Source organism: Hazenella coriacea, from assembly GCF_004341825.1.
In the GTDB taxonomy this organism is placed as follows: Bacteria; Bacillota; Bacilli; order Thermoactinomycetales; family Thermoactinomycetaceae; genus Hazenella; species Hazenella coriacea.
The window spans coordinates 549,774-570,447 of record NZ_SMAG01000002.1; the positions used below are offsets into that span (position 1 = coordinate 549,774).

At 40.0% G+C, this 20,674-nt stretch carries 19 protein-coding genes; 13 read left to right on the forward strand and 6 right to left on the reverse strand.

Going from position 1 to position 20,674, the window contains the following annotated elements:
• Positions 1-2 precede the first annotated feature (2 nt).
• Positions 3-2,705: an aconitate hydratase AcnA gene (gene acnA, locus EDD58_RS05980; RefSeq protein ID WP_131923918.1), complete on the reverse strand. Its 2,703-nt coding sequence runs from the start codon at positions 2,703-2,705 to the stop codon at positions 3-5.
• Positions 2,706-3,266: 561 nt separating this feature from the next.
• On the opposite strand from acnA, the gene EDD58_RS05985 reads away from it, so the two are divergent.
• Together EDD58_RS05985 and EDD58_RS05990 are read left to right on the forward strand one after the other, a co-directional pair.
• Entirely contained in the window at positions 3,267-4,019 is a 753-nt protein-coding gene (locus EDD58_RS05985; protein ID WP_243648662.1) for an IclR family transcriptional regulator, read from the forward strand.
• A 310-nt stretch (positions 4,020-4,329) separates the two neighbouring features.
• Positions 4,330-5,832: a class I adenylate-forming enzyme family protein gene (locus EDD58_RS05990; RefSeq protein WP_131923920.1), complete on the forward strand. Its 1,503-nt coding sequence runs from the start codon at positions 4,330-4,332 to the stop codon at positions 5,830-5,832.
• A 65-nt stretch (positions 5,833-5,897) separates the two neighbouring features.
• Here EDD58_RS05990 and EDD58_RS05995 read toward each other — a convergent pair whose 3' ends face one another.
• Complete coding sequence (locus tag EDD58_RS05995) at positions 5,898-6,086, reverse strand: hypothetical protein (RefSeq protein WP_131923921.1); 189 nt, start codon at positions 6,084-6,086, stop codon at positions 5,898-5,900.
• Positions 6,087-6,633: 547 nt separating this feature from the next.
• Here EDD58_RS05995 and EDD58_RS06000 point away from each other — a divergent pair.
• A complete protein-coding gene (locus EDD58_RS06000) occupies positions 6,634-6,996 on the forward strand; it encodes a VOC family protein (protein ID WP_165875829.1) in 363 nt (120 codons plus the stop codon).
• Between the two features lie 125 nt (positions 6,997-7,121).
• Here the strand turns inward: EDD58_RS06000 and EDD58_RS06005 are convergent, their stop codons facing one another.
• The 3 genes from EDD58_RS06005 to EDD58_RS06015 form a co-directional block, all read right to left on the reverse strand.
• Positions 7,122-7,757, reverse strand: a complete 636-nt coding sequence (locus EDD58_RS06005) for a GAP family protein (protein ID WP_131923923.1) — start codon at positions 7,755-7,757, stop codon at positions 7,122-7,124.
• Between the two features lie 16 nt (positions 7,758-7,773).
• Positions 7,774-8,511: a MerR family transcriptional regulator gene (locus EDD58_RS06010; protein WP_131923924.1), complete on the reverse strand. Its 738-nt coding sequence runs from the start codon at positions 8,509-8,511 to the stop codon at positions 7,774-7,776.
• Positions 8,512-8,729: 218 nt separating this feature from the next.
• Positions 8,730-9,479 carry a pseudouridine synthase gene (locus tag EDD58_RS06015; RefSeq protein ID WP_131923925.1) on the reverse strand — a complete coding sequence of 250 codons (750 nt, stop codon included), beginning with the start codon at positions 9,477-9,479 and terminating at the stop codon, positions 8,730-8,732.
• Between the two features lie 243 nt (positions 9,480-9,722).
• Here EDD58_RS06015 and EDD58_RS06020 point away from each other — a divergent pair, with 243 nt between their 5' ends.
• The 4 genes from EDD58_RS06020 to EDD58_RS06035 all read left to right on the forward strand — a co-directional run bounded on the left by EDD58_RS06020 (position 9,723) and on the right by EDD58_RS06035 (position 13,318).
• Complete coding sequence (locus EDD58_RS06020; protein WP_165875830.1) at positions 9,723-9,944, forward strand: hypothetical protein; 222 nt, start codon at positions 9,723-9,725, stop codon at positions 9,942-9,944.
• Between the two features lie 163 nt (positions 9,945-10,107).
• Positions 10,108-11,535, forward strand: coding sequence for an RtcB family protein (locus EDD58_RS06025; protein ID WP_131923927.1), 1,428 nt, complete (start codon positions 10,108-10,110; stop codon positions 11,533-11,535).
• A 127-nt stretch (positions 11,536-11,662) separates the two neighbouring features.
• Positions 11,663-12,106, forward strand: coding sequence for a BrxA/BrxB family bacilliredoxin (locus EDD58_RS06030; RefSeq protein WP_131923928.1), 444 nt, complete (start codon positions 11,663-11,665; stop codon positions 12,104-12,106).
• Between the two features lie 174 nt (positions 12,107-12,280).
• A complete protein-coding gene (locus EDD58_RS06035; RefSeq protein ID WP_131923929.1) occupies positions 12,281-13,318 on the forward strand; it encodes a glycine-rich domain-containing protein in 1,038 nt (345 codons plus the stop codon).
• A 126-nt stretch (positions 13,319-13,444) separates the two neighbouring features.
• On the opposite strand, the gene EDD58_RS06040 is transcribed toward EDD58_RS06035, so the two are convergent.
• Positions 13,445-14,158 (reverse strand): alpha/beta hydrolase, encoded by a 714-nt coding sequence (locus tag EDD58_RS06040; RefSeq protein WP_243648663.1) that lies wholly within the window; start codon positions 14,156-14,158, stop codon positions 13,445-13,447.
• A 294-nt stretch (positions 14,159-14,452) separates the two neighbouring features.
• Between EDD58_RS06040 and EDD58_RS06045 the strand changes: the two genes are divergently transcribed.
• The 6 genes from EDD58_RS06045 (at position 14,453) to EDD58_RS06070 (ending at position 20,661) form a co-directional block, all read left to right on the forward strand.
• Entirely contained in the window at positions 14,453-16,402 is a 1,950-nt protein-coding gene (locus EDD58_RS06045) for an AMP-binding protein (RefSeq protein WP_131923930.1), read from the forward strand.
• Positions 16,403-16,727: 325 nt separating this feature from the next.
• Positions 16,728-17,435: a sigma-70 family RNA polymerase sigma factor gene (locus EDD58_RS06050; RefSeq protein WP_131923931.1), complete on the forward strand. Its 708-nt coding sequence runs from the start codon at positions 16,728-16,730 to the stop codon at positions 17,433-17,435.
• A gap of 25 nt (positions 17,436-17,460) precedes the next feature.
• Positions 17,461-18,498: an anti-sigma factor domain-containing protein gene (locus EDD58_RS06055; protein ID WP_131923932.1), complete on the forward strand. Its 1,038-nt coding sequence runs from the start codon at positions 17,461-17,463 to the stop codon at positions 18,496-18,498.
• 130 nt (positions 18,499-18,628) lie between these two features.
• Positions 18,629-18,895: an AbrB/MazE/SpoVT family DNA-binding domain-containing protein gene (locus EDD58_RS06060; protein ID WP_131923933.1), complete on the forward strand. Its 267-nt coding sequence runs from the start codon at positions 18,629-18,631 to the stop codon at positions 18,893-18,895.
• A gap of 181 nt (positions 18,896-19,076) precedes the next feature.
• The gene (locus tag EDD58_RS06065) at positions 19,077-19,850 is read left to right on the forward strand and encodes an enoyl-CoA hydratase-related protein (protein WP_131923934.1); all 774 of its coding nucleotides are present in this window, start codon (positions 19,077-19,079) and stop codon (positions 19,848-19,850) included.
• 13 nt (positions 19,851-19,863) lie between these two features.
• Positions 19,864-20,661 carry an enoyl-CoA hydratase/isomerase family protein gene (locus tag EDD58_RS06070; RefSeq protein WP_131923935.1) on the forward strand — a complete coding sequence of 266 codons (798 nt, stop codon included), beginning with the start codon at positions 19,864-19,866 and terminating at the stop codon, positions 20,659-20,661.
• Positions 20,662-20,674: the final 13 nt, after the last annotated feature.

The window sequence follows — 20,674 nt, forward strand, 5'->3', positions numbered from 1 at the left end:
ACTTATGCTTGGTTGTTTAGAATTTGGCGCAATACAGTTTGTAGAATTCCGCCGTTCCGGTAGTATTCAACATCAACCACGCTGTCGAGGCGAACGGTGACATCAAATTCAAAAGAAGTTTGGTCTGAACGAGTAGCACGAACGGTTAAGTTTTGACCGGGTTGGATCTCATCAGTGAGATTTAGGATATCTAAAGATTCTTTTCCGGTAAAGCCGAGAGATTTCCAGCTGTCGCCATCTTTAAATTGTAGTGGGAGAACACCCATACCAACTAAGTTACTGCGGTGAATCCGTTCAAAGCTTTCGGCGATTACTGCTTTGATGCCTAGTAAGTTGGTTCCTTTCGCAGCCCAGTCACGGGAGCTTCCGGTTCCATATTCTTTACCAGCTAAAACGACGAGAGGCGTTTCCTCTTTTTTATAAGCCATAGCTGCATCATAAATGGACATCACTTCGCCAGATGGTACGTATTCAGTTACGCCACCTTCAGAGCCAGGAACCATCTGGTTACGAATGCGGATATTCGCAAAGGTACCACGTGTCATGATACGGTCGTTACCACGACGAGAACCATAGGAGTTAAAGTCTTTGACTGCGACTCCATTTTCTTGGAGATAGAGACCAGCAGGACTGGTTGTTGCGATGCTACCAGCTGGTGAGATATGGTCAGTGGTGACCGAATCCCCAAGTAATGCCAAGATGTTTGCATTTTCGATTGGTTTCACGTCTTCGGCTTGAGCAGATAGGTTAACAAAGAATGGAGGTTCTTGAATATAGGTTGATTTTTCATCCCATTCGTATAAGGTGCCTTTGGGTGTTGGTAGTTGGTTCCAACGCTCGTTAGCATCAAAGACTTTACCATATTGATTACGGAATTGTTCTGCACTGATGGCATCTTTCATTACATCGCTAACTTCTTGTGAGGATGGCCAAATATCTTTGAGATAAATGGGTTGACCATCATGACCATAGCCAACTGGGTCTTTAGCAAAGTCAATATTTACTGTACCAGCTAATGCATAAGCAACCACCAATGGAGGTGAAGCAAGATAGTTGGCTTTGACTAATTGGTGAATCCGACCTTCAAAGTTACGGTTACCACTGAGTACGGAAGCAACAGTGAGATCATTTTCTTCGATCGCTTTGCTTACTTCGTCGGATAAAGGACCTGAGTTACCAATACAGGTAGCACAACCGTAACCAGCTACATTAAAGCCTAATTGAGCAAGTGGTTCAACAAGGTTGGCTTTATTTAGATAGTCGGTCACGACTTTAGAGCCAGGGGTTAAACTGCTTTTAACATAGCCAGGAACTTTGAGACCTTTTTCTACTGCTTTTTTAGCAACGAGACCAGCTCCGAGCATAACGCTTGGGTTCGAGGTGTTGGTACAGCTTGTAATCGCAGCGATGACTACAGCACCTGTTTTTAGTTCTTCATCGGAACCTTCAATTTTGGAAACCTTATTGATCTCTTCTTCTGTAAGACCGAAGCCACGCTCTTCGATCGGTTTACGTAGAGTTTCGTTCCATGCTTCTTGCATTTGAGTAAGTTCAATCCGGTCTTGTGGACGCTTTGGACCTGATAAGCTTGGAACGACATCAGCAAGATCAAGCTCAACTACGTCAGTAAAGACTGGATCTGGTGTTTCATCTGTACGGAATAGACCTTGTGCTTGATAATACTCCTTAACCAATTGAACCAGACTTTCATCACGACCTGTATTACGTAGGTAGTTGAGAGCTTCTTCATCGACAGGGAAGAACCCAACGGTAGCACCGTACTCAGGAGCCATGTTAGCTACAGTAGCCCGGTCAGCTAGGCTGATATTACTTAATCCAGGGCCAAAGAACTCAACAAATTTACCAACAACGCCTTTTTTACGTAACATTTCGGTGACGGTGAGGGCAAGGTCAGTGGCTGTAGCTCCTTCAGGTAATTGACCAGTTAATTTGAAGCCGATTACTTCAGGGGTGATAAAATAAAGCGGTTGTCCTAACATACAAGCTTCTGCTTCGATTCCACCAACACCCCAACCAACAACACCCAAACCGTTGATCATGGTGGTATGAGAGTCAGTTCCAACGAGTGAGTCTGGGAAGACTACATTTTCACCATTTACTTCACGAGTGACAGCCACGTTGGCAAGATACTCTAAGTTTACTTGGTGAACGATTCCAGTTGCTGGAGGAACAGCACGGAAGTTGTCTAAGGACTCAGAAGCCCAACGTAGAAGACGATAGCGTTCTTCATTTCGTTCAAATTCAAGGTTCATATTATATTCTAAAGCATCTTCTGTTCCAGCACGGTCAACCATGACGGAGTGGTCAATGACTAGGTCCACAGGGATGAGTGGGTTGATCCGTTCTGGATTTCCACCTACACGAGCCATTGCAGACCGAAGTGCTGCTAAGTCAACCACTGCAGGTACACCTGTGAAGTCTTGTAGAACAATCCGTGCAGGTTTAAAAGCGATTTCTTTATCTGAACGATTGTCCGCCCATGAAGCTAATTGTTCAATATGTTCTTTTGTGACGGATTTGCCATCATATTGGCGTACAGCTGCTTCAAGTAATACTTTGATGGAAAAAGGTAGCTTAGAAATTTTACCGACGCCTTGTTCTTCCAAATCAGAGAGACGATAGTAAACATACTCTTGATCGCCTACGGAGAGTTGGGCTTTGGCGTTGTATAGATCTTTAGCCATAAAAAAACCTCCTTAAAATCGAGTCATAATCATGAGTCAAGGAAAATGCGTGTTTGTTTCGTCTGGTGAAACTCGGTTTCTTTTTTCGTAATCATTATACAATGGTTTGAAATGAATGTATAGCCCTGTTATAGAAGAAAAATCGAGTGAGTTTATTTGAGAAAATTTATATTGGGGTAAAATTTGGAAGGTCTATTGACCTTGATCCCACCGGGTTGATGTTTCACTGATTCACTCCCGTAGTGGAACTATTCGATGAAGGAAGTGAGGAGGAAACTCTTCTTTGAAAGACTTCTATGTCTTTTGAGTCGAAGGGTGGAGCGGACTTTTCTTCTTCTTTGCAATGTACAAGCTCATAGAGGGGGGAAATCGAATTCTTATGTTCTATGGTAAAAGAAATATTACCAAATATACTACTACATCTCTCCTTCATGGTGTCCTGTTTGTTCTCTGTTTCTTAGCTTTCAAAAATATATAGACATTTTCTTTTATATTTTGTTAACGAGGAGTATAATAGTTGAAAATATGTTTCGCACAGCGAAACCCGGAGGGACAAAACTTTTGAGTGGAGATAGGAAATCGACTGTAAGGGCCGTTGAGCGAGCATTAGATATCCTGATGTGTTTTGTTCAGAAGCCACAGCTCGGTATGATGGAGATTGCAGAAAATACAGGACTCAACAAAAGTACTGTTTTCCGTCTATTGGGTACATTAGAAGAAAAGGGATTTGTCCAACGAGATCCATATACCGAGAAATATCAACTTGGTTTTCGGATTTGGGAGCTCTCTACAAATATCGATCATTCTAGTGATCCAGCTGTTTTATTTTTACCTGAGATGGAACGTTTACGAGATGAATTAGATGAAACGATTAGCCTGTATATTCGTGATGGGTTTGAACGAATTCGTATTCAAGCTGTCGAGAGTCGTCAAGCGATTCGTCGAGTTGCACCGATTGGTGTGAGGTTGCCACTTTCAGTTGGCGCTTCTAGCAAAGTCTTAATGGCTTATGCAGATGAACTGACGTTAAAGGAAGTACTTCATGATCCGATGTGGCCTGAGGGTATTGATCAAAAGGTGTATATTTCTCAGTTGGCTCAAATCAAAAAGGATGGTTATGCGATTAGTGTAGAGGAACGAGAAGCGGGTACAGCTGCCATTTCCGTACCAGTATTTTCTTCAACATCACGACGATTGGTTGTTGCTCTTGCGGTCTCGGGACCTGTATCCAGAATGAATGTCAAACAAATGACCCAATTTGTCCCTTGCTTAATTCAATCGGCGGAGCGAATGGGTAAAATGATCAGAGACTAATATTTTAGATATGGGGAGAGAGGAGAAAATTCAAAACCTCTCTTTTTTATGTGTAAATTTCCCGATCGAATATAGAATTGTATTTCGAATTAAAATAGATATATATTTTATTTAAATAAAAAAGTAAATTCGTTATTGAATGAGACTAGGGAAGCTTTTTATATTTGTTTATTCATGTTTTATAAGGTTTTAAAGCTATATTGCGAGAGTCCCTAATTTTAAAATATAGTTTATATGTTAAAATAATTGATAGGTATTTTCATTTAGAAGCAAATTTTGCAAAGCATATGAGGCGAAAGGGTGAGTCATATTGTATACGCTGGGGCAAATTTTAAAGCACAGGACTTATTTAACTCCTGAGCTTGAGGGGCTAGTAGGTCCTACACAACGCTTTACATATAAAGAATATAATAATCGTGTCAATCATCTGGCGCATTATTTACTAAGTCTACAAGTAAAGCGGGGAGATCGTGTTGTTATTTTATGCACCACGAATTTTTGGAATCCTATGATTTTATTTGCTGCAGCGAAGATTGGGGCCATTGCAGTTCCATTAAATTGGAGACTGAACTCCCGAGAGCTGGTTCCTTTTATTGAAGATGCTAAACCCAAGGTGCTTTTTTATGATGAAGAATTTGGAGATGTTTTATCTCATCTAAAACAAGCTTCTTATTTGGAGAGATCTGTCCGAGTGGGTCAAGGCGAAGAAATAGATCCTGTATTTGAACAATTTATTGTTACAGGACCTGATACAGAGCCTGAAGTAGAGATTCATGCAGATGATCCAGTTGTACTCGCATATACCTCAGGCACAACGGATACCCCTAAAGGTGTATTATTGAGTCATAGTAACTTTTACAGTGCTTCAGCTTATATCTCAGTATCTTTAGGAACAAGCCAAGGCGGCAAGTATTTATTTTGTTCTCCGTTATTCCATAGTAGTGGTCTAAATAGTTTGGTGTCAGCTGTTGTACAGGGAAAAACAGTCGTGTGTATGCCGAGATTTCATCCGGAAAAAGTGTGGGATATCATTGAGCGAGAGCGGATCACGATTGTTTATGGAGCACCGATTATATTAAAAATGATGCTCTCTACTTTTAAAAATAGAGAACGGGATCTCAGTCAATTGCAGATGGTTTTTAGTGGTGGAACTTTTTTGCCTCAAGAATTAATAGATGAATATTTCAATATAGGAATTCCGCTCTCCAATGTATATGGTGCAACTGAATTTACAGGAGCTATATCAGTTTGGTCTCCAGTCATGGGAATGGAGAAGAGTGGTTCTGTAGGAAAAGTTGTGAATGGTGAGTTTAAAATTGTTGATCCAGAGACTAAGAAAGAGCTAGCTATAGGCGAAACTGGTGAAATTGCTTTAAAGAGCCCCTCTGTTTTTTTAGGGTATTGGGAGAATAGTGAAGCCACTCATCGGGTTAAACAAGATGGATGGTTATACACAGGTGATGCTGGTTATGTGGATTCAGATGGCTTTCTTTATATTGTAGATCGATATAAGGAAGCGATCCGGTTCGCTCTTGAAACCGTTTACCCTTCAGAAGTAGAAAAGGTAATAAAACGTATAGAAGCAGTACAAGATGTAGCATTGGTTGGGATTTCAGATCCAAACTTGGGTGAAATTCCTCGTGCTTATGTTGAGTTGAAAGAAGGAGCATCACTCTCAGAGCAAGATGTACTCTCTTATTGTCATGAGCGTATGGCTAGATTTAAGGTTCAAGAAGTTACGTTCATCGATGAGCTTCCTCGCAATGGTGCGGGAAAGATCCTGAAAAGATTTCTTCGTGATCTCGATAGCTAGATCACCCATAGGCCAGTCATAGAAGATCAGACACCATCAGGATGAGGTGGTGTCCGATTTTTGCACTACTTTACATCGTGACCAAATTGTCCTTCAAGAAGTTGTTTGATTTTAGAGCTTTGTGTTCGATGCCATTCATCATGATGATCCTTAAAAGAACGATAACATTCTTGTAAAGCTAATTGGATGGTTGCACAATCTTCAGCAGAAAAAACCTTGACATACTCATCATCTGTCAAATGATGATCGCTCATTTCGTTCACCCCTTTGTAGTATTGTAGACAAAAAATAATAGAAGTATTTAATCAAAAACCTTCTTGAAAATCGGGAATGACTTTCGCTGAGAGATGTTCATTAAACTTTTATTATTTACCCAATTATAAAAGATTTACTAAATGAATCTTGATAGATAAAGTGATTAGTCTCTTCTAAGGAGATGACTAGATTGGGATTGCTTTATTATTTTCTACTGTTCCATTTTTGTTCTTGAAAGAAAAAAGGAAGAGTAGTAAAATATATAATTCAAAGGTTGATTTTATTTTTTCATATAAACCTTAGTTAGCTTTTTTAAATCCGATGATTTTTTGACGATGATCTTATGTATTTCAGGCTTTTTTATGGAAAATATACAGAAAATTTATATGAACCTTACGAATCATCTGCGATAATAAAGCTATAGTTTTTGAAGGTGATCATAGACGTGGATGTTGAGTGGAATCGCTTTCAGTAAATGAGGAATGTATGAATTTTTATAGGATAATACTACATAACATAAACGGATGTACAAAGGAGATGGTTAAGATGAACAAAGTTGTTCATTTTGAACTTCACGCTCCTCATCCAGAGCGAGCCGTCCGGTTTTATGAGAGCGTATTTGGATGGAGAGTAGAGCAAACACCAGATAATCAAGATGTGTGGACTGTGCAGTCGGGATCAAGTTCTTCAAGATGTAGAGGAAATATTTATCGATCTCATGAACAACCTTCCTCAGATGTAAATTCGATTGAGGTCGCTTCGATCGAGGAGTATGCAAAAAAGATCTCTCAACATGGGGGCGAAATGGTGGTTTCTAAAGTAGAGCTTCCAGGAACAGGCTACTTAGCCTATTGTTTAGATGTAGAGAAAAATTTATTTGGGATGTTGGAAAGAACCATCTCTTTATAATGAAGCCTATCTCCGAAATCGAGATAGGTTTTTATTTTAGGATAATTGATTGAACCTCTCTGAAACCATTTCTTTTTGACTTCCAAAGAGCAGATAAGACTTTCTCAAAGATCATAACTTCCTATTCATGCATTGATTAGTAAAAGGATTCCTGCAATGCTCATTAGCCAAGAAAGAGTGGAGCCTGAGTTTTCTACTATTTTTTTACGTAATTTCTCCAATGGAGCTTGCATCCTTTTTTGAAAAGTATGGTGTAATATGATCAAAATAATGGAGGGTAATACCATGATAAAGTTATAGCCAGCTAGAATTGTAACCGACTCCATCATAGGTAATTGGTTGGAAGTCATGATTCCAATCGCAGCAAAATAAGGCAATGCGGTTCCAACCTCTATGATCCCAGTTGTCAAACCAAGTATTATCATGGCAAGTATACTTTTGTTTTTGGGTTTACGGGGTTCTGATGTACTTTTTGTAGGTACAAAAAAGCTGCCAATTAACAAGCCAAGTCCGGCAAAAGTCATCAGTTGATTATTGTTACCAAAGTGGGTGATTGCCTGAAACACTTTGTCCATACCAAGCATCAATAAGATACCAACTATAAAATAAAACACTGAAACGGTCAGCAGATAAATGAGTAATCGGCGGGTTGATCTTTCACTTGCTGAAAGTAACATATAAACCGTTACACCAATGGTTGTTGGACTGAGAGTATCCAAGATTGATAAAGCTCCTATTGAAATCAGTAATTCTGTAGTCATCAGTCCTCTTTCCCCCTCATCTGTTTTTTAAATAGATTTCGAATGCTTTCTCAATGAATTGTAAAAATTCTGTATCCAACGGGTAAAATCCAACTTTTTTTGAGTGCTCTGATGACTTTCTTACTTCCCAAAATTTCTCCAGAAACTCTTCATTATCTCCATAAGTTTCTCTTGCTTTTTCATCCATTCTTTGGATGATCTGTTGTACTTCAGGTGAATCAACCCCTTTTGACATATTTCTTTTTAATTGAGCGATTAATGATACCCATTCAAGCGTATCTGGATCTCCGCGGTTTATATTGGGGAGAAGGTCAAGTAACTTTTGATCTTCTTGAAATAATTGACTACGATATATTTCCCGTTTATCAAGATTACTTTGATATAAATGGATCATTTTAGAAATGTTGTTCAGGTCAATTTTTCCTTCAATTTTATATTCATTCAATAATCCATGTAACGACCTTTCTATTTCTTCAAGTTTGTTCTTTTCTTGTAGGACGTAGTTTAGTTGATTTTGTAACACAATAGGCCAATCATTACTTTGATCTGACAACATAACCTTTATTTCTTGCAGGCTAAATCCTAACGTTTTTAAAAATTGGATTTCCTGCAATTTCTTTAATTCCTTTTTTCCATATAATCTGTGTCCTCCTTCTGTTTTGCCTGCTGGGGTGAGCAACCCAATATGATCATAATGACGCATCGTTCTTACAGTAATCCCAGTTTGTTTTGACACTTCTTTAATAGAAATCATGTGAAACACCACCATTCTCCTTTATGGTAACTAAAAATTATTATACAAAATGACGTAACGTCACTTTCAAGGGTCAACTTAAAAATTTTCTATTCAGTACTTTTTATCAACTGGATTTTGTGACCAAGTGGAAGGATCTTAGATGAGTTAAGACTATACTTGGGATTTTAAAGTGGGGGGTGCTCCATATAGAGAAAATCTCAAATGGAGCAAGCTTGTTATTTTGAGTGTGGGCTATCAATCGATTCGATTAATGTATGTAATTCGACTTCTGACAATTCACGATAACTGCCTAAGGGTAACGAAGGGTCTAATTGGAGAGACCCCATTTGGATTCGTTGAAGGTAGATCACTTCTTTTTCTACGGCTTGGAACATTCGCTTGACTTGGTGGAATTTCCCTTCATAAATGGTCAACTCAATTTCAGAGATCGGTGCAGAGTGGAGAATGGTTAATTCACCAGGTAAAGTATGATAACCATCTTCTAAAATAACGCCTTTCCGAAAGATATGTATATCCTCTTCGGTCACTTCCCCTTTCACTTTGGCAAAGTAGCGCTTAGGAACCTGCTTTTTGGGTGAAAGTAAACGATGAGATAATTTACCGTCATTAGTGAGTAGTAAGAGACCTTCCGTATCTTTATCTAATCGCCCCACAGGAAAAGGATCAAACAAACGGTACTCTTCATCAAGTAAATCGACAACTACATGTTCACGTAGATCTTCAGTGGCAGAAATGACCCCTTGTGGTTTATTCATCATCAAGTAAACAAACTCACGATAAAAAATCTGTTCCCCATTGACAATGATTGGGTCTTGGTTAGGATCGACTTGTGTACCAGGATCCGTAATATGAACCCCATTCACAGTGACGACCCATGATCGCATTGATTTTTTGATCTCTTTGCGTGAGCCAAAGCCTAAGTGGGCTAGGATTTTGTCTAGTCGTAATCTCTTTTTTTCTCCCAAGTGATTCGCCTCCTTCAGGGATCTTAATGAGCCTATTGTGACATGAGCGACTTAACTATTCAAGCAAGGGCGACATGAATCCATGATCGATCCTATTTATTGATGAGTAGAAACTTGATCACCTGAAATGACCTTGTACATGATTTTCATCCATGATCCATTCCTTTCTGAAATCCCATGTTGCAATATTTCCAATCATATGAGGGTATTGTGAAGTATACAAGTTTAGGAGGGAGCTTTTACATGGAAATACCTAAGTACCCAAGAATGAATCAGGAATTAACTCCAGGACAAATCAATCAACTAACCCATATTGTGTTTGGAGGAAAAAACGAAACAATACATGACCAGAAATTTGATTGCATTTTTGTTTTTGGTGGTACTCATCCAGGATGTTGGCAATTGTCTATGGAGAATATCTTCGTATTTATTACTATGGTCAAAAAGGGGATATCGAACCGCTAGAATCTCCAATTGAAGGGATCCATTTGCGTTATAAATAATTTAAGGATAGGACAGAAAATACTTAATCATTCGACTAAATTATAGTATTATATAGAGAATATCCCTTCTCCTGCCGAGTTTCCTTTTTATGTTACGGAACAACATTCAAGAAGGAGACCTTTATATGATTACTGATCACGGAAGAAATCATAAAGAAGTCAAGTTAGAGCATGGAAATTTGCATGTTTTTGCTAATGATGAAGTATTTGCTAGCTTAGAAAATAAAGTGTATGAAATGGCAGATAATAATTTGCGAATTCCCCGTCATGTGTATATGAGCTATACTCCCGATGCACATGTTGGGATTGGAACTTGTATTGGTACAACAGCTGTTTGGAATATGTCTGATGGCTTTGTCTCTCCGTCCATTGTGGGCTCCGACATTGGATGTGGAATGCGGGTTCATATGACTTCCCTGCACAAAGAGGATCTTCAAGAGAAGTCATTGCGTCGTAAGTTGATCCAAGCGATTGAAAAGTATGTACCCACCCATGAACGAGCCTCATCCCACTATAAAAATGTGCGTGCGGATAAAGTGGTGATGGAAGGGCTGTATGGTTTGCCTTCTGAATATATCCCTGATCGATATTCACCTGAGGAACGCCGTTCTTTGACACATGTGGAGCATGCCAAGTTTGAGTTTGATCATGATCATTTAGATGAGATCCCTGAAAAGAATTGGAAACGAGCTTGGCAACAGATTGGAACTTTAGGTGGCGGAAATCATTTTGTCGAAATTCAATATATTAAATTAAATGAAGAAAAGCGTTCCATTGCGGAACAGTGGGGTTTATTTGATGGGCAAATCGTGGTCATGATTCACTCCGGCTCAAGAGCATGGGGAGGAATGTTAGGACCTCGATATACGAAGGATTTTAAGCAAGTGATGGGATTGTGGGGAGTAGAATCTCCAGACCGAAATCTTGTCTACGCTCCGATTAATACCGAGCAAGGACAACGTTATATTCACCTCATGTATTCGGCTTTGAATTATGCTGTAGTGAACCGTCATATGATCGCTTATGGTGTACGAGAAGGATTCAAAGATGTGTTTGGCTCTGACTTTGAAATGCCTGTTTTATATGACTTGATGCATAACTACGCATTGAAAGAATTTCATCGGAATCAACCCATGCTTGTTCACCGTAAGGGAGCCACTCGTGCGTTACCAGCGGGTCATTTCTTAAATAGAGAATCTTATAAGGAAACGGGACATCCTGCTTTGATTCCTGGATCGATGGGAACCTCTTCATATATTATGGTTGGTGAGCAAGGTGGAGAGAAAAACTTCTATTCCATCTGTCACGGGGCAGGACGCATTCGCTCACGTCGGGCCACTAAAGAATTGATCACTGTGGACGAGTTTGCACAGTCGATGAAAGTAGGCACTGATGATGAAGTGTTGGTCAATCATCGTACATTGAAAAGCATCTTAGACGAATGTCCACAAGCATATAAAGATGTGGATCAGATTATTGATTCTGTCGTTGGTGCGGACTTGGCTTCTGTCGTTGCTGAATGTAAGCCAATGGCTGTGATTAAAGGTGTCTAAAATTAAACCTCCTTACTGGAACACCCTGATGGAGGGTGAAGATCAGGCCCCTGAAAAATGGGCTCTGATCAAGTAGACGCATTCTCTGGATTTGGATACAATAAAAGAGTAAAGGAGGGATCTATACATGTCTCAAAATTTCTATCTCCAACAAATGCAAATGATGGTTCAGCCAATGCGTGATGAGCTGACCCAATTGGGAATAAAAGAATTACGTACACCAGAGGAAGTAGATGGTGCTCTACAAGGTGAAGGAGCTAAAGGAACCACGCTAGTAGTGGTCAACTCTGTCTGTGGATGTGCGGCTGGGTTGGCTCGTCCCGCTGTCGGTCTTTCACTTAAACACGATAAAGTTCCTAATCACTTATATACTGTATTTGCGGGACAAGATCGTGAAGCCACAGCACAAGCTCGCGAATATTTTGAAGGGCAACCACCTTCTTCTCCATCAATGGTTCTTTTAAAAGATGGCAAACTGGTACATATGGTTCATCGTCATGAGATCGAAAATGTACCGATGGAAGAGATCGCCGCCAATTTGACAGCAGCTTTTGATAAGTATTGTGATTAATCCAGTGAACTCCTCGCCATAACGGGGAGTTTTTTTGTAATTATAGGAGGATGAAAATGTTATCGTTTCATGATGTCATTGAAACGAAATATTAACTTTTATTTGTTAGGGTGGAACTCGCTCTTTCATTCAGTTTAGAATAGAAATATAAGTTTGTCATAAGGAGGGAGTTGCATGGAAGTCATCGCTTTTTTATTGCTAGCTTTATTTATCGCGATTGTTATCATAGTAAATGCTTTTTATCGTTCTGCCCGGAAAAAAGACCAAAATCGTTTATATGTGATAGAAAATCTAGGAATACAGGAACATTCTGATGACTTTAAAGAAAATCTGGGTCAACTGATTCAACGCCTAGAAGCTTCAATTCCACTTAGTTATATGGAACAAGTGAAGGAAAGAGTGATTCGTGAACATAAAATTAGCTTAATCGATTGGGAAAATCGTTGGTTCGAGTGGAAACGATTTCTCATTATGACTGCAATTCTAAAAAATGTACCCATGTATAGTCGTGAAGTAGATGAAGTATGGCATGAAAAGTTGATGTTTACTCGTGAATATGAATTGTTCTCAGATCTATTTTTAGAGCGGACATTACACCATGCTCCCCATCCTCCTGGGCATTCTTTTGATCGTTCAGAGCGAGCTTGGTTTGATACCATTTACATCATTTTATTTAAACCAACGAAGTTTAGTATCTCTACATGGGGACCCTTTTTGAAACATCCTCTCTCCGAAAAAATATTATTAGACTTCCAAATGATGCCCATGGATGTCTTAAAAGAAAAATATTTTAACATCCATTGTCAAGAGCATGTTCCTGCTGTGGCTTCGCTAGTAGAATTTATCATTCGTTATTTTCAAGGCCAAGTCGATTATTTGAGTAAACATTACGATTTATATGGGAAAAGTGTAAAAACCTTTGGTAAACATAGTAGCTCATCTTACTCAGACCCTGCATTATGGATGTTAGGTGGGATGCTATTTTTGACTTGCTTTCATCATGATGAGTTTGACGAAAAGAACGAGTTTTTTGAAAAGACGACTGGAAGCGGGGATAGTGGTGGAAGTTTCATCTTCTCTGGTTGCTCCAGTGGTGGTGATAGTATCAGTGGCGACCCCGGTGGAGATAGTGGAAGTGGTAGCAGTTGCAGTAGTAGCAGTTGCAGCAGTAGTAGCTGCAGTAGTTGTGGTGGGGGATGTGGAAGTTCATAAGGGACCCACATCGCTTAGATTCATTATAAAGAGTGTGTAATGAGAAAAACCTTGATCATGGAGATCTCCTAGATCAAGGTTTTTTACAAAGTCATGGAGGAAGTTTTTGATCATGAGATTACAATTCTATTTTCCAAAAAAGAATTGTAGGGCGGAGGGAAGATCTTTTTGCCAGAAGCCCCAAGTATGATCGCCTTCCTCTTCAACATAGTGAACATGTGCCTCTTTTTCATTTAAATATTGGTGAACCACCCGATTACGGGCGACTAGATCTAAATTACCCATATGGGTAGGAACAGCTGTTTCTGATTTGCCAATGGATTGGTAGATGGTTAAATGCTTCAGGCTCTGGGTTTGTAAGATTTCTTCCTTGGTTTGTTTTAGAAATGCTCCAGATTGAGATAACACCCGTTTAAAAAGATGTGGATACTGGAGGGCCAGATGTAAGGAGACAGTTCCTCCTAGTGAAGAGCCTCCAACCACTAACTGATCAGGGTGGACTGAATATCGGTCTTGAATCATTGGAATTAACTCTTCAACGATCATCCGTTGATGCAACTGATTACGTGAACCAACAGGTGAATACTCTGAAGTTCGTACAGATTTGTCTACAGGTACTGCTACTAGGATCAAGGGATGTATGAGATTATCAGCAATCATTTGCGTTGCTTGTGTGACAATCCGTCCCAAGTTGAAATAATCATTCCCATCATGCAAAATCATCCATGGGTATGGATGCGTTTCATCATAGTTAGGTGGTAAAAAGATGAGTATTTCTTTGGTGTCCTGTAAAAATTGACTGGTTAAGTTTTCTCTTTTAATGATTCTTTTTTGTCCCATAGTCATCCACTCTTTTTGTCTTGGTATCTCAGAAACCATGTATCTTTTGTTTCTGGTCGTTTTATTGTACTAAATACTATACCCTAATTTTCACTGTTTTTGATCATAAAGACAAGAAAAGGGAAAATGTTTTGACCTGTGCACTAGTTCTTTATGGATGGGGTAAACATTTTCTGTCTACGTTATGGATCATTTCTTACGTTTTGTGATGAAGAACTGAGTTCTCTTTGACCGATTCATAAGAATAGATTTACAATAATGATAAATATATTTTTTTAATGGAGTGATAAAGGTATGGGTCAACCCGCTTGGTTTCCTAATCCTGAACAAATGGAAAAAACTCGATTATTTCGTTTTATGAAAAAGTTGGGTTATCCAGACTACGATTCTTTTTATGAGCAATCGATTCGCAATGTAGCTTGGTTATGGGATGAAGCTGTGAAAGATCTAGATGTAGAATGGATTCAACCTTATCGGCAAGTGATGGATTCCAGTGATGGAATGGCTTGGACTCGCTGGTTTATCGATGGAAAACTAAATGTATCAGCCAACTGTTTAGATCGTTTTGTTCAAGATCCAAGCTCTCGCCACCGTCTTGCATTGATCTGGGAGGGAGATAATGGAGAGACTCGTAAATATACGTATCGAGATCTATGGTTAGAAGTAAATCGCTTTGCTCAAGGGTTGGTTCAGTTGGGTGTTAAACCTGGGGATCGGATCGCTATTTATCTACCGATGATTGCAGAAAATGTGATTGCTATGCTAGCGATCGCTCGAGTCGGTGCGATATTTACCCCTTGTTTCTCAGGATATGGGGCTGAAGCTGTCGCAACCCGAATCCAAGGTTGTGAAGCTAAGCTTTTAATTACGGCGGATGGCTTTTATCGTCGTGGAAAAGTGGTTCCCATGAAAGAAGAAGCGGATCGTGCTGCTGATTTATCTCCATCGATTGAAAAAGTAATCGTGGTGAAAAGAGTGGGTCGGGATTGTCCATGGAATGAAGAGCGAGATATAGAATGGAATCATTTAAGGTCTAACATGAAAACGCTTACTCCTTATGTGGCTGATGCTAGTGATCCATTTATGATTATCTATACTTCAGGGACAACAGGTAAACCTAAGGGGACTATGCATGTCCATAGTGGTTTTCCCATCAAAGCAGCTTTTGACTCTGCCTATGGCTTTGATCTCGGACCTGGAGATATTATGTTTTGGGTGACTGATATGGGATGGATGATGGGCCCTTGGATGGTCTTTGGCACCTTGATGTTAGGGAGTACGATGCTCGTTTATGAGGGAACTCCTGATTATCCAGAGCCAGACCGTTTATGGGAACTCGTGGCGACTCATGGCGTCAGTCATCTAGGAATCTCTCCAACATTAGTTCGTTCTTTAATGAAACATGGTGAACATTGGTTGACACGGCATGACCTTTCTAGTTTACGAGTTTTCGGATCGACAGGCGAACCTTGGAACCCAGATCCTTGGTATTGGCTATTTGAAAAGGTAGGTCATCAACAAGTTCCTATTATCAACTATTCAGGTGGAACAGAAATTTCCGGGGGAATTCTAGGAAATAACTTGTTGAAACCAGTAGTTCCTTGTGGGTTTAATGGTCCTTTACCAGGTATGGATGCTGATGTAGTTGATGAATCAGGACAAACTGTCCGAGGTGAGGTAGGAGAGTTGGTTTTAAAACAACCTTGGGTAGGAATGGCCAGTGGTTTTTGGAAAGATTCGAAGCGTTTTGAATCCACGTACTGGGGACGTTGGCCGAAAATATGGGTACATGGAGATTGGGTGGAGATCGATGAAGCTGGTTTTTGGTACATCACGGGTCGATCTGATGATACCTTAAACATTGCAGGCAAGCGCTTGGGACCTGCAGAGATGGAATCGGTTCTTGTGGATCATCCCCATGTCTCGGAAGCAGCAACGATTGGTGTCCCTGATCAGGTGAAAGGAGAGAATGCAGTCTGCTTTGTTGTATGTAAATCTAAGCCTGATTCAACAGAAAATCTAGAACAGGAATTGATTACATTTGTAGCGGAGCGGATGGGAAAAGCACTAAAACCCAAATACGTCTTTCTAGTGAATGAATTGCCTAAAACCAGAAATGGAAAAATTCTTCGTCGAGTGATTAAAGCGGCCTACTTGGGAGATGAAGTAGGAGATCTATCCTCGATTGAGAACAAACAAACCATAGAGGAAATTCGTTCATGTGCCACATCTAAAAATACTTAAGTCGATCCTATTTATTTAAAGAGTTACTCATCATGAGTAACTTTCTTTCTTTGATAAATCCTAGTAGGATAATTTGTTCTAAAATGGCGTAACCCAAAATCAAATCTAGGATGAATCTCTGTGTTCTTTTTAAATATATATACAAAATTGGAAAATAAAATACATTCACCCAAAAGTAATTTATATATATTTAGTTACTTTTTCGAAGAAGAGGACATTTTCCAAGACAAGAATTAAGAGAATTTGGTACAATGGACTTTGTTCTTTGGGACAGAAAACGAGTAGACGGTGCGAATAAATACATAGGGTGAGGTGTCGGTATTGCATGTTCCGGGTTACAGATTTAGAACGGCGTGTACTACAGGTGCAAGGTACCGACTCTCTACAACAGAGAGATGAGTTGTTACGAGAGTTAGAACCTCATGTGCGACGAATAGCATCCCGAGTTTGTAAACGGGTGATTACTCAACAAGACGATGAGTACATCATTGCTTACAAGGCAATCGATGAAGCAATCAAGGATTACGATCCTAAGCATAAGGCGTCTTTTTTATCGTTTGCCTATCGGGTCATTCAACGAAGACTAGTCGATTATTTTCGTCAAGAGCAGAAGCATCAGCGAGTGGTACCTCTGCATTCGTCTAGTACACAGGTTGAAGAGGTCCATCATCCAGAGGTTGTAGCACGTTCTTTTGAGAATCATCAAAAAATGGAACTCGCCCAACTGAGGCGTTTGGAGATTGAAGTATTTACACAAGCTTTGGAACGACATGGGATTACGATGCAGCTGCTTTTAAAAAAGGCTCCTAAACATCGTGATACACGAGAGAATTTGTTTAACATAGCGAGGATCATCGTTTCAGATGAGCAGTTACTCAGTCAATTTTACCGCCAGAAAAAGCCAGACAAAGAACTGGCCAAACGTTTAGACATGCATCGAAGAACCTTGTCGAGGCACTGGATTTATCTAACTGCCTTAACTATTTTGGTCGTCGAGGATCTCTCTTTGTTGCGTGACTATATCGGTTTGTAAGCGGGGGAGAAAGGAGGGGGATAAGATGCAAAAAGGAATTATCATGGAAATCCATGATCGGCATTGGATTGTACTCACTTCGGGAGGTGAATTTCTACAGGTTCCTAAGACCAATCAGAGCAGTCAAATTGGTGAGGAAGTAAGCTTCCAGGTAGTGAGACAGTCCAGCCGTCGAACATGGATATCAATTGCATCAACGGCAGTGGCTGCGATGCTTGGATTTTTCTTCTTCTTTCCTCAGCTATTCGTCGGCCAACCTCATGCGGAAACGTATGTGTATGTCGATGTAAACCCCAGCTTGGCGATTGGCTTGGATCATGAGGGTGAAGTAGTTGAAGTTCGCCCTTTAAACAAATCCGCTGGCAAACTTGTCAATCAGATCAAAGACTTGAATGGTCAAAGTGCTGACCAGGCTGTCGTTAATATCCTCGACGAAGCCAAAAAACAAGGAATGTTAAAACAAAAAGATCGAGTTGTTTTGACAGGAATTAAAGAAGAAAAAACAAGTGCAACGACCATTAATAAACTACAAAATGTTATTGTGGAAAGCTCAAAGAAACAAAATCTTGATCTTTCTGTTAACAAGTTAGAAATGCCTGAAAAAGTCCAATCGAAAGCTGAAGAAACAGGGCTATCCCCAGCCAAATATGCAGCGTGGTTAGTAGCTAAAAAAGAAGGGCAAGACATTTCTGTTAAGGAAATTGAAGAGAAATCATTGACTGAGTTAGCTAAAGACATTAAGCCAGTTTCGGATCTTCTAGAAAAGCCTTTAACAGAAAAGGAATGGGATCAAATCATTCAAGTAGAAGAACCAGAGAATAAGGATCAACCATCAGAGCCAACTCAGAATGAGCTTGAAGATCCAGAGCAAACTGATGACACTTCTGAAGATCCAACCACAACTGAACCGGAAGATCCAGATGAGGATCAAACAACAACACCTGATGGTCAACTACCGTCACCTAATCCTGATGGAAACTCCAACAACGACTCAAAGTCTGAGGGAGGAACGGGAACAACATTAGGACAGTCGGGAAGCGAGACGAAAAACCCGACCCCATAACCTAAGATCGCTATTTCAATAGTGATCGCGTTCACTGAACCTAAGAAGCTTAACAACATTGACTCATTTGTTGCAAGCTGACACCTCTAGACCCAGCTTTCAACAGATATATAGAGAGAGGAGTCATGAAATGGAAGGCATTGGGATCGTGAGAAAGGTAGACCATTTAGGGCGGATTGTGTTACCAAAAGAGGTTCGGGATTTACTAAATATCCATTCCCATGATGGAGTAGAGATTTTTGTAGATAATCAAAGTATCATTCTACAAAAGTACAATCCTAGTTGTGTGTTGTGTGGAAATATGCAAGATCTTTTCTATTTTCGAGAGAAAATTATATGTGCGAGTTGTGTAGATGAGAGTAACAGATATATCTCATCATTAACAGATAAAGAGTGAGAGATTAGAGAGAAGAAGCTCTTCATTGTGCGAAGAGCTTCTTTTCTTTGAGCAAAGCGTTAATTCTTTACAGTGAATCACTGACAACAAAGATACTCTTTGATAGAATAAAATTGCATCATCAGAATATAATATCTATTTTGCAATTGCATTTGAAAGCGCTTTCTCTGGAGGTGTTCAATTGTCTGAGCAAGAGGTGCTGGTCGAAATCCGAGGGCATGTAGGGTGGATTCAGCTCCATCGTCCCAAGGCCTTAAATGCTCTTCACATGGGATTAATCAAGCAATTGGCTAATCATTTAGAAGAGCTAGATGGAAATGATGACATTCGTTGTATTGTTCTCAAAGGAGACTCAAAGGCATTTGCCGCAGGGGCGGATATTGATGAGATGGCCGAATCTTCCCCGATTGACTTGATCAGAAAAGAATTTTTTGGAGATTGGCAAAGGATTCGCAACATCAAAAAGCCAGTCATCGCAGCAGTATCAGGCTATGCTCTGGGTGGTGGTTGCGAATTGGCTATGTGTTGTGACATGATTATTGCTTCTGAAAATGCGCGTTTTGGTCAACCTGAAATTAAGCTGGGTGTGATTCCCGGTGCTGGGGGGACTCAACGCTTAACACGGGCAGTTGGAAAAGTGAAAGCCATGGAAATGGTGCTTACAGGTTCTACGATTTCAGCAGATGAAGCTTTAAAGGCTGGACTCATCAACCGTGTAGTACCTGTAGATCAGCTAGAAGAAGAAACGAGTAAGCTCGCCGATAAAATTGCTAGTCATCCTCCGATCGCAGTTCATCTAGCTAAACAAGCTATTCTTAAAGCATTAGATGTACCCCTTGAATATGGGTTACAATTTGAACAGCATCTTTTTTATTTGCTATTTGCTTCAGAGGATCAACGTGAAGGTATGAAAGCTTTTATAGAAAAAAGGAAACCAGATTTTTCTGGTAGATAAGGAGAGGAAAACGATGAGTGAAGAGGCAACAGTGATTTTGACTCGCGAGGACCATGTAGGAATCATAACATTAAATCGTCCTCAACTCTTTAACGCCATTAATGATCAATTAAGTGCAGAATTACTAGAAAAGTTAAACGAAGCTAGTCAAGATGAAGATATTCGTGCGGTTGTATTAACTGGAAATGGAAAAGCATTTTGCTCGGGACAGGATCTTAATGATCGAACAGCTATACAGTTTAAGGGGGAAAAGATCTCTTTAGGTGATAGTGTTCGAAATAGATATAACCCAATTATTATGGCGCTAGCTCAAATGAAAAAGCCAGTGATCGCAGCTGTCAATGGGGTGGCTGCCGGAGCTGGATGTAGTCTTGCTCTTGCATGTGATCTACGTTTTATCACTCCAGAGACTCGTTTTGTTGAAGCTTTTGTAAAAATTGGACTAGCCCCTGATAGTGGTTCTAGCTATTTCTTACCACGGATCGTGGGATTGGGAAGAGCATTAGAGATTGCTATGACGGGTCGTGATATCAAAGCAGATGAAGCTTTGCAGATCGGTTTAGCCCAGCGGATGGTTGAGGCAGATCAGTTATTTGCAGATACACTCACTTTCGCTAAACAGTTGGCTGAAGGTCCTACAGTTGCCATTGGTCTGACCAAACATGCGATCTATAAGGGAATGGAAGTATCTTTAGAAGAAGCATTGGAATTTGAAGCGGTTGTTCAAGAAGAAGCAGGGAAGTCAGAGGATTTCCTTGAAGGAATACAAGCTTTTGCAGGAAAGCGAAAACCAAAATATCGTGGACGCTAAATGCGAGGAAGAT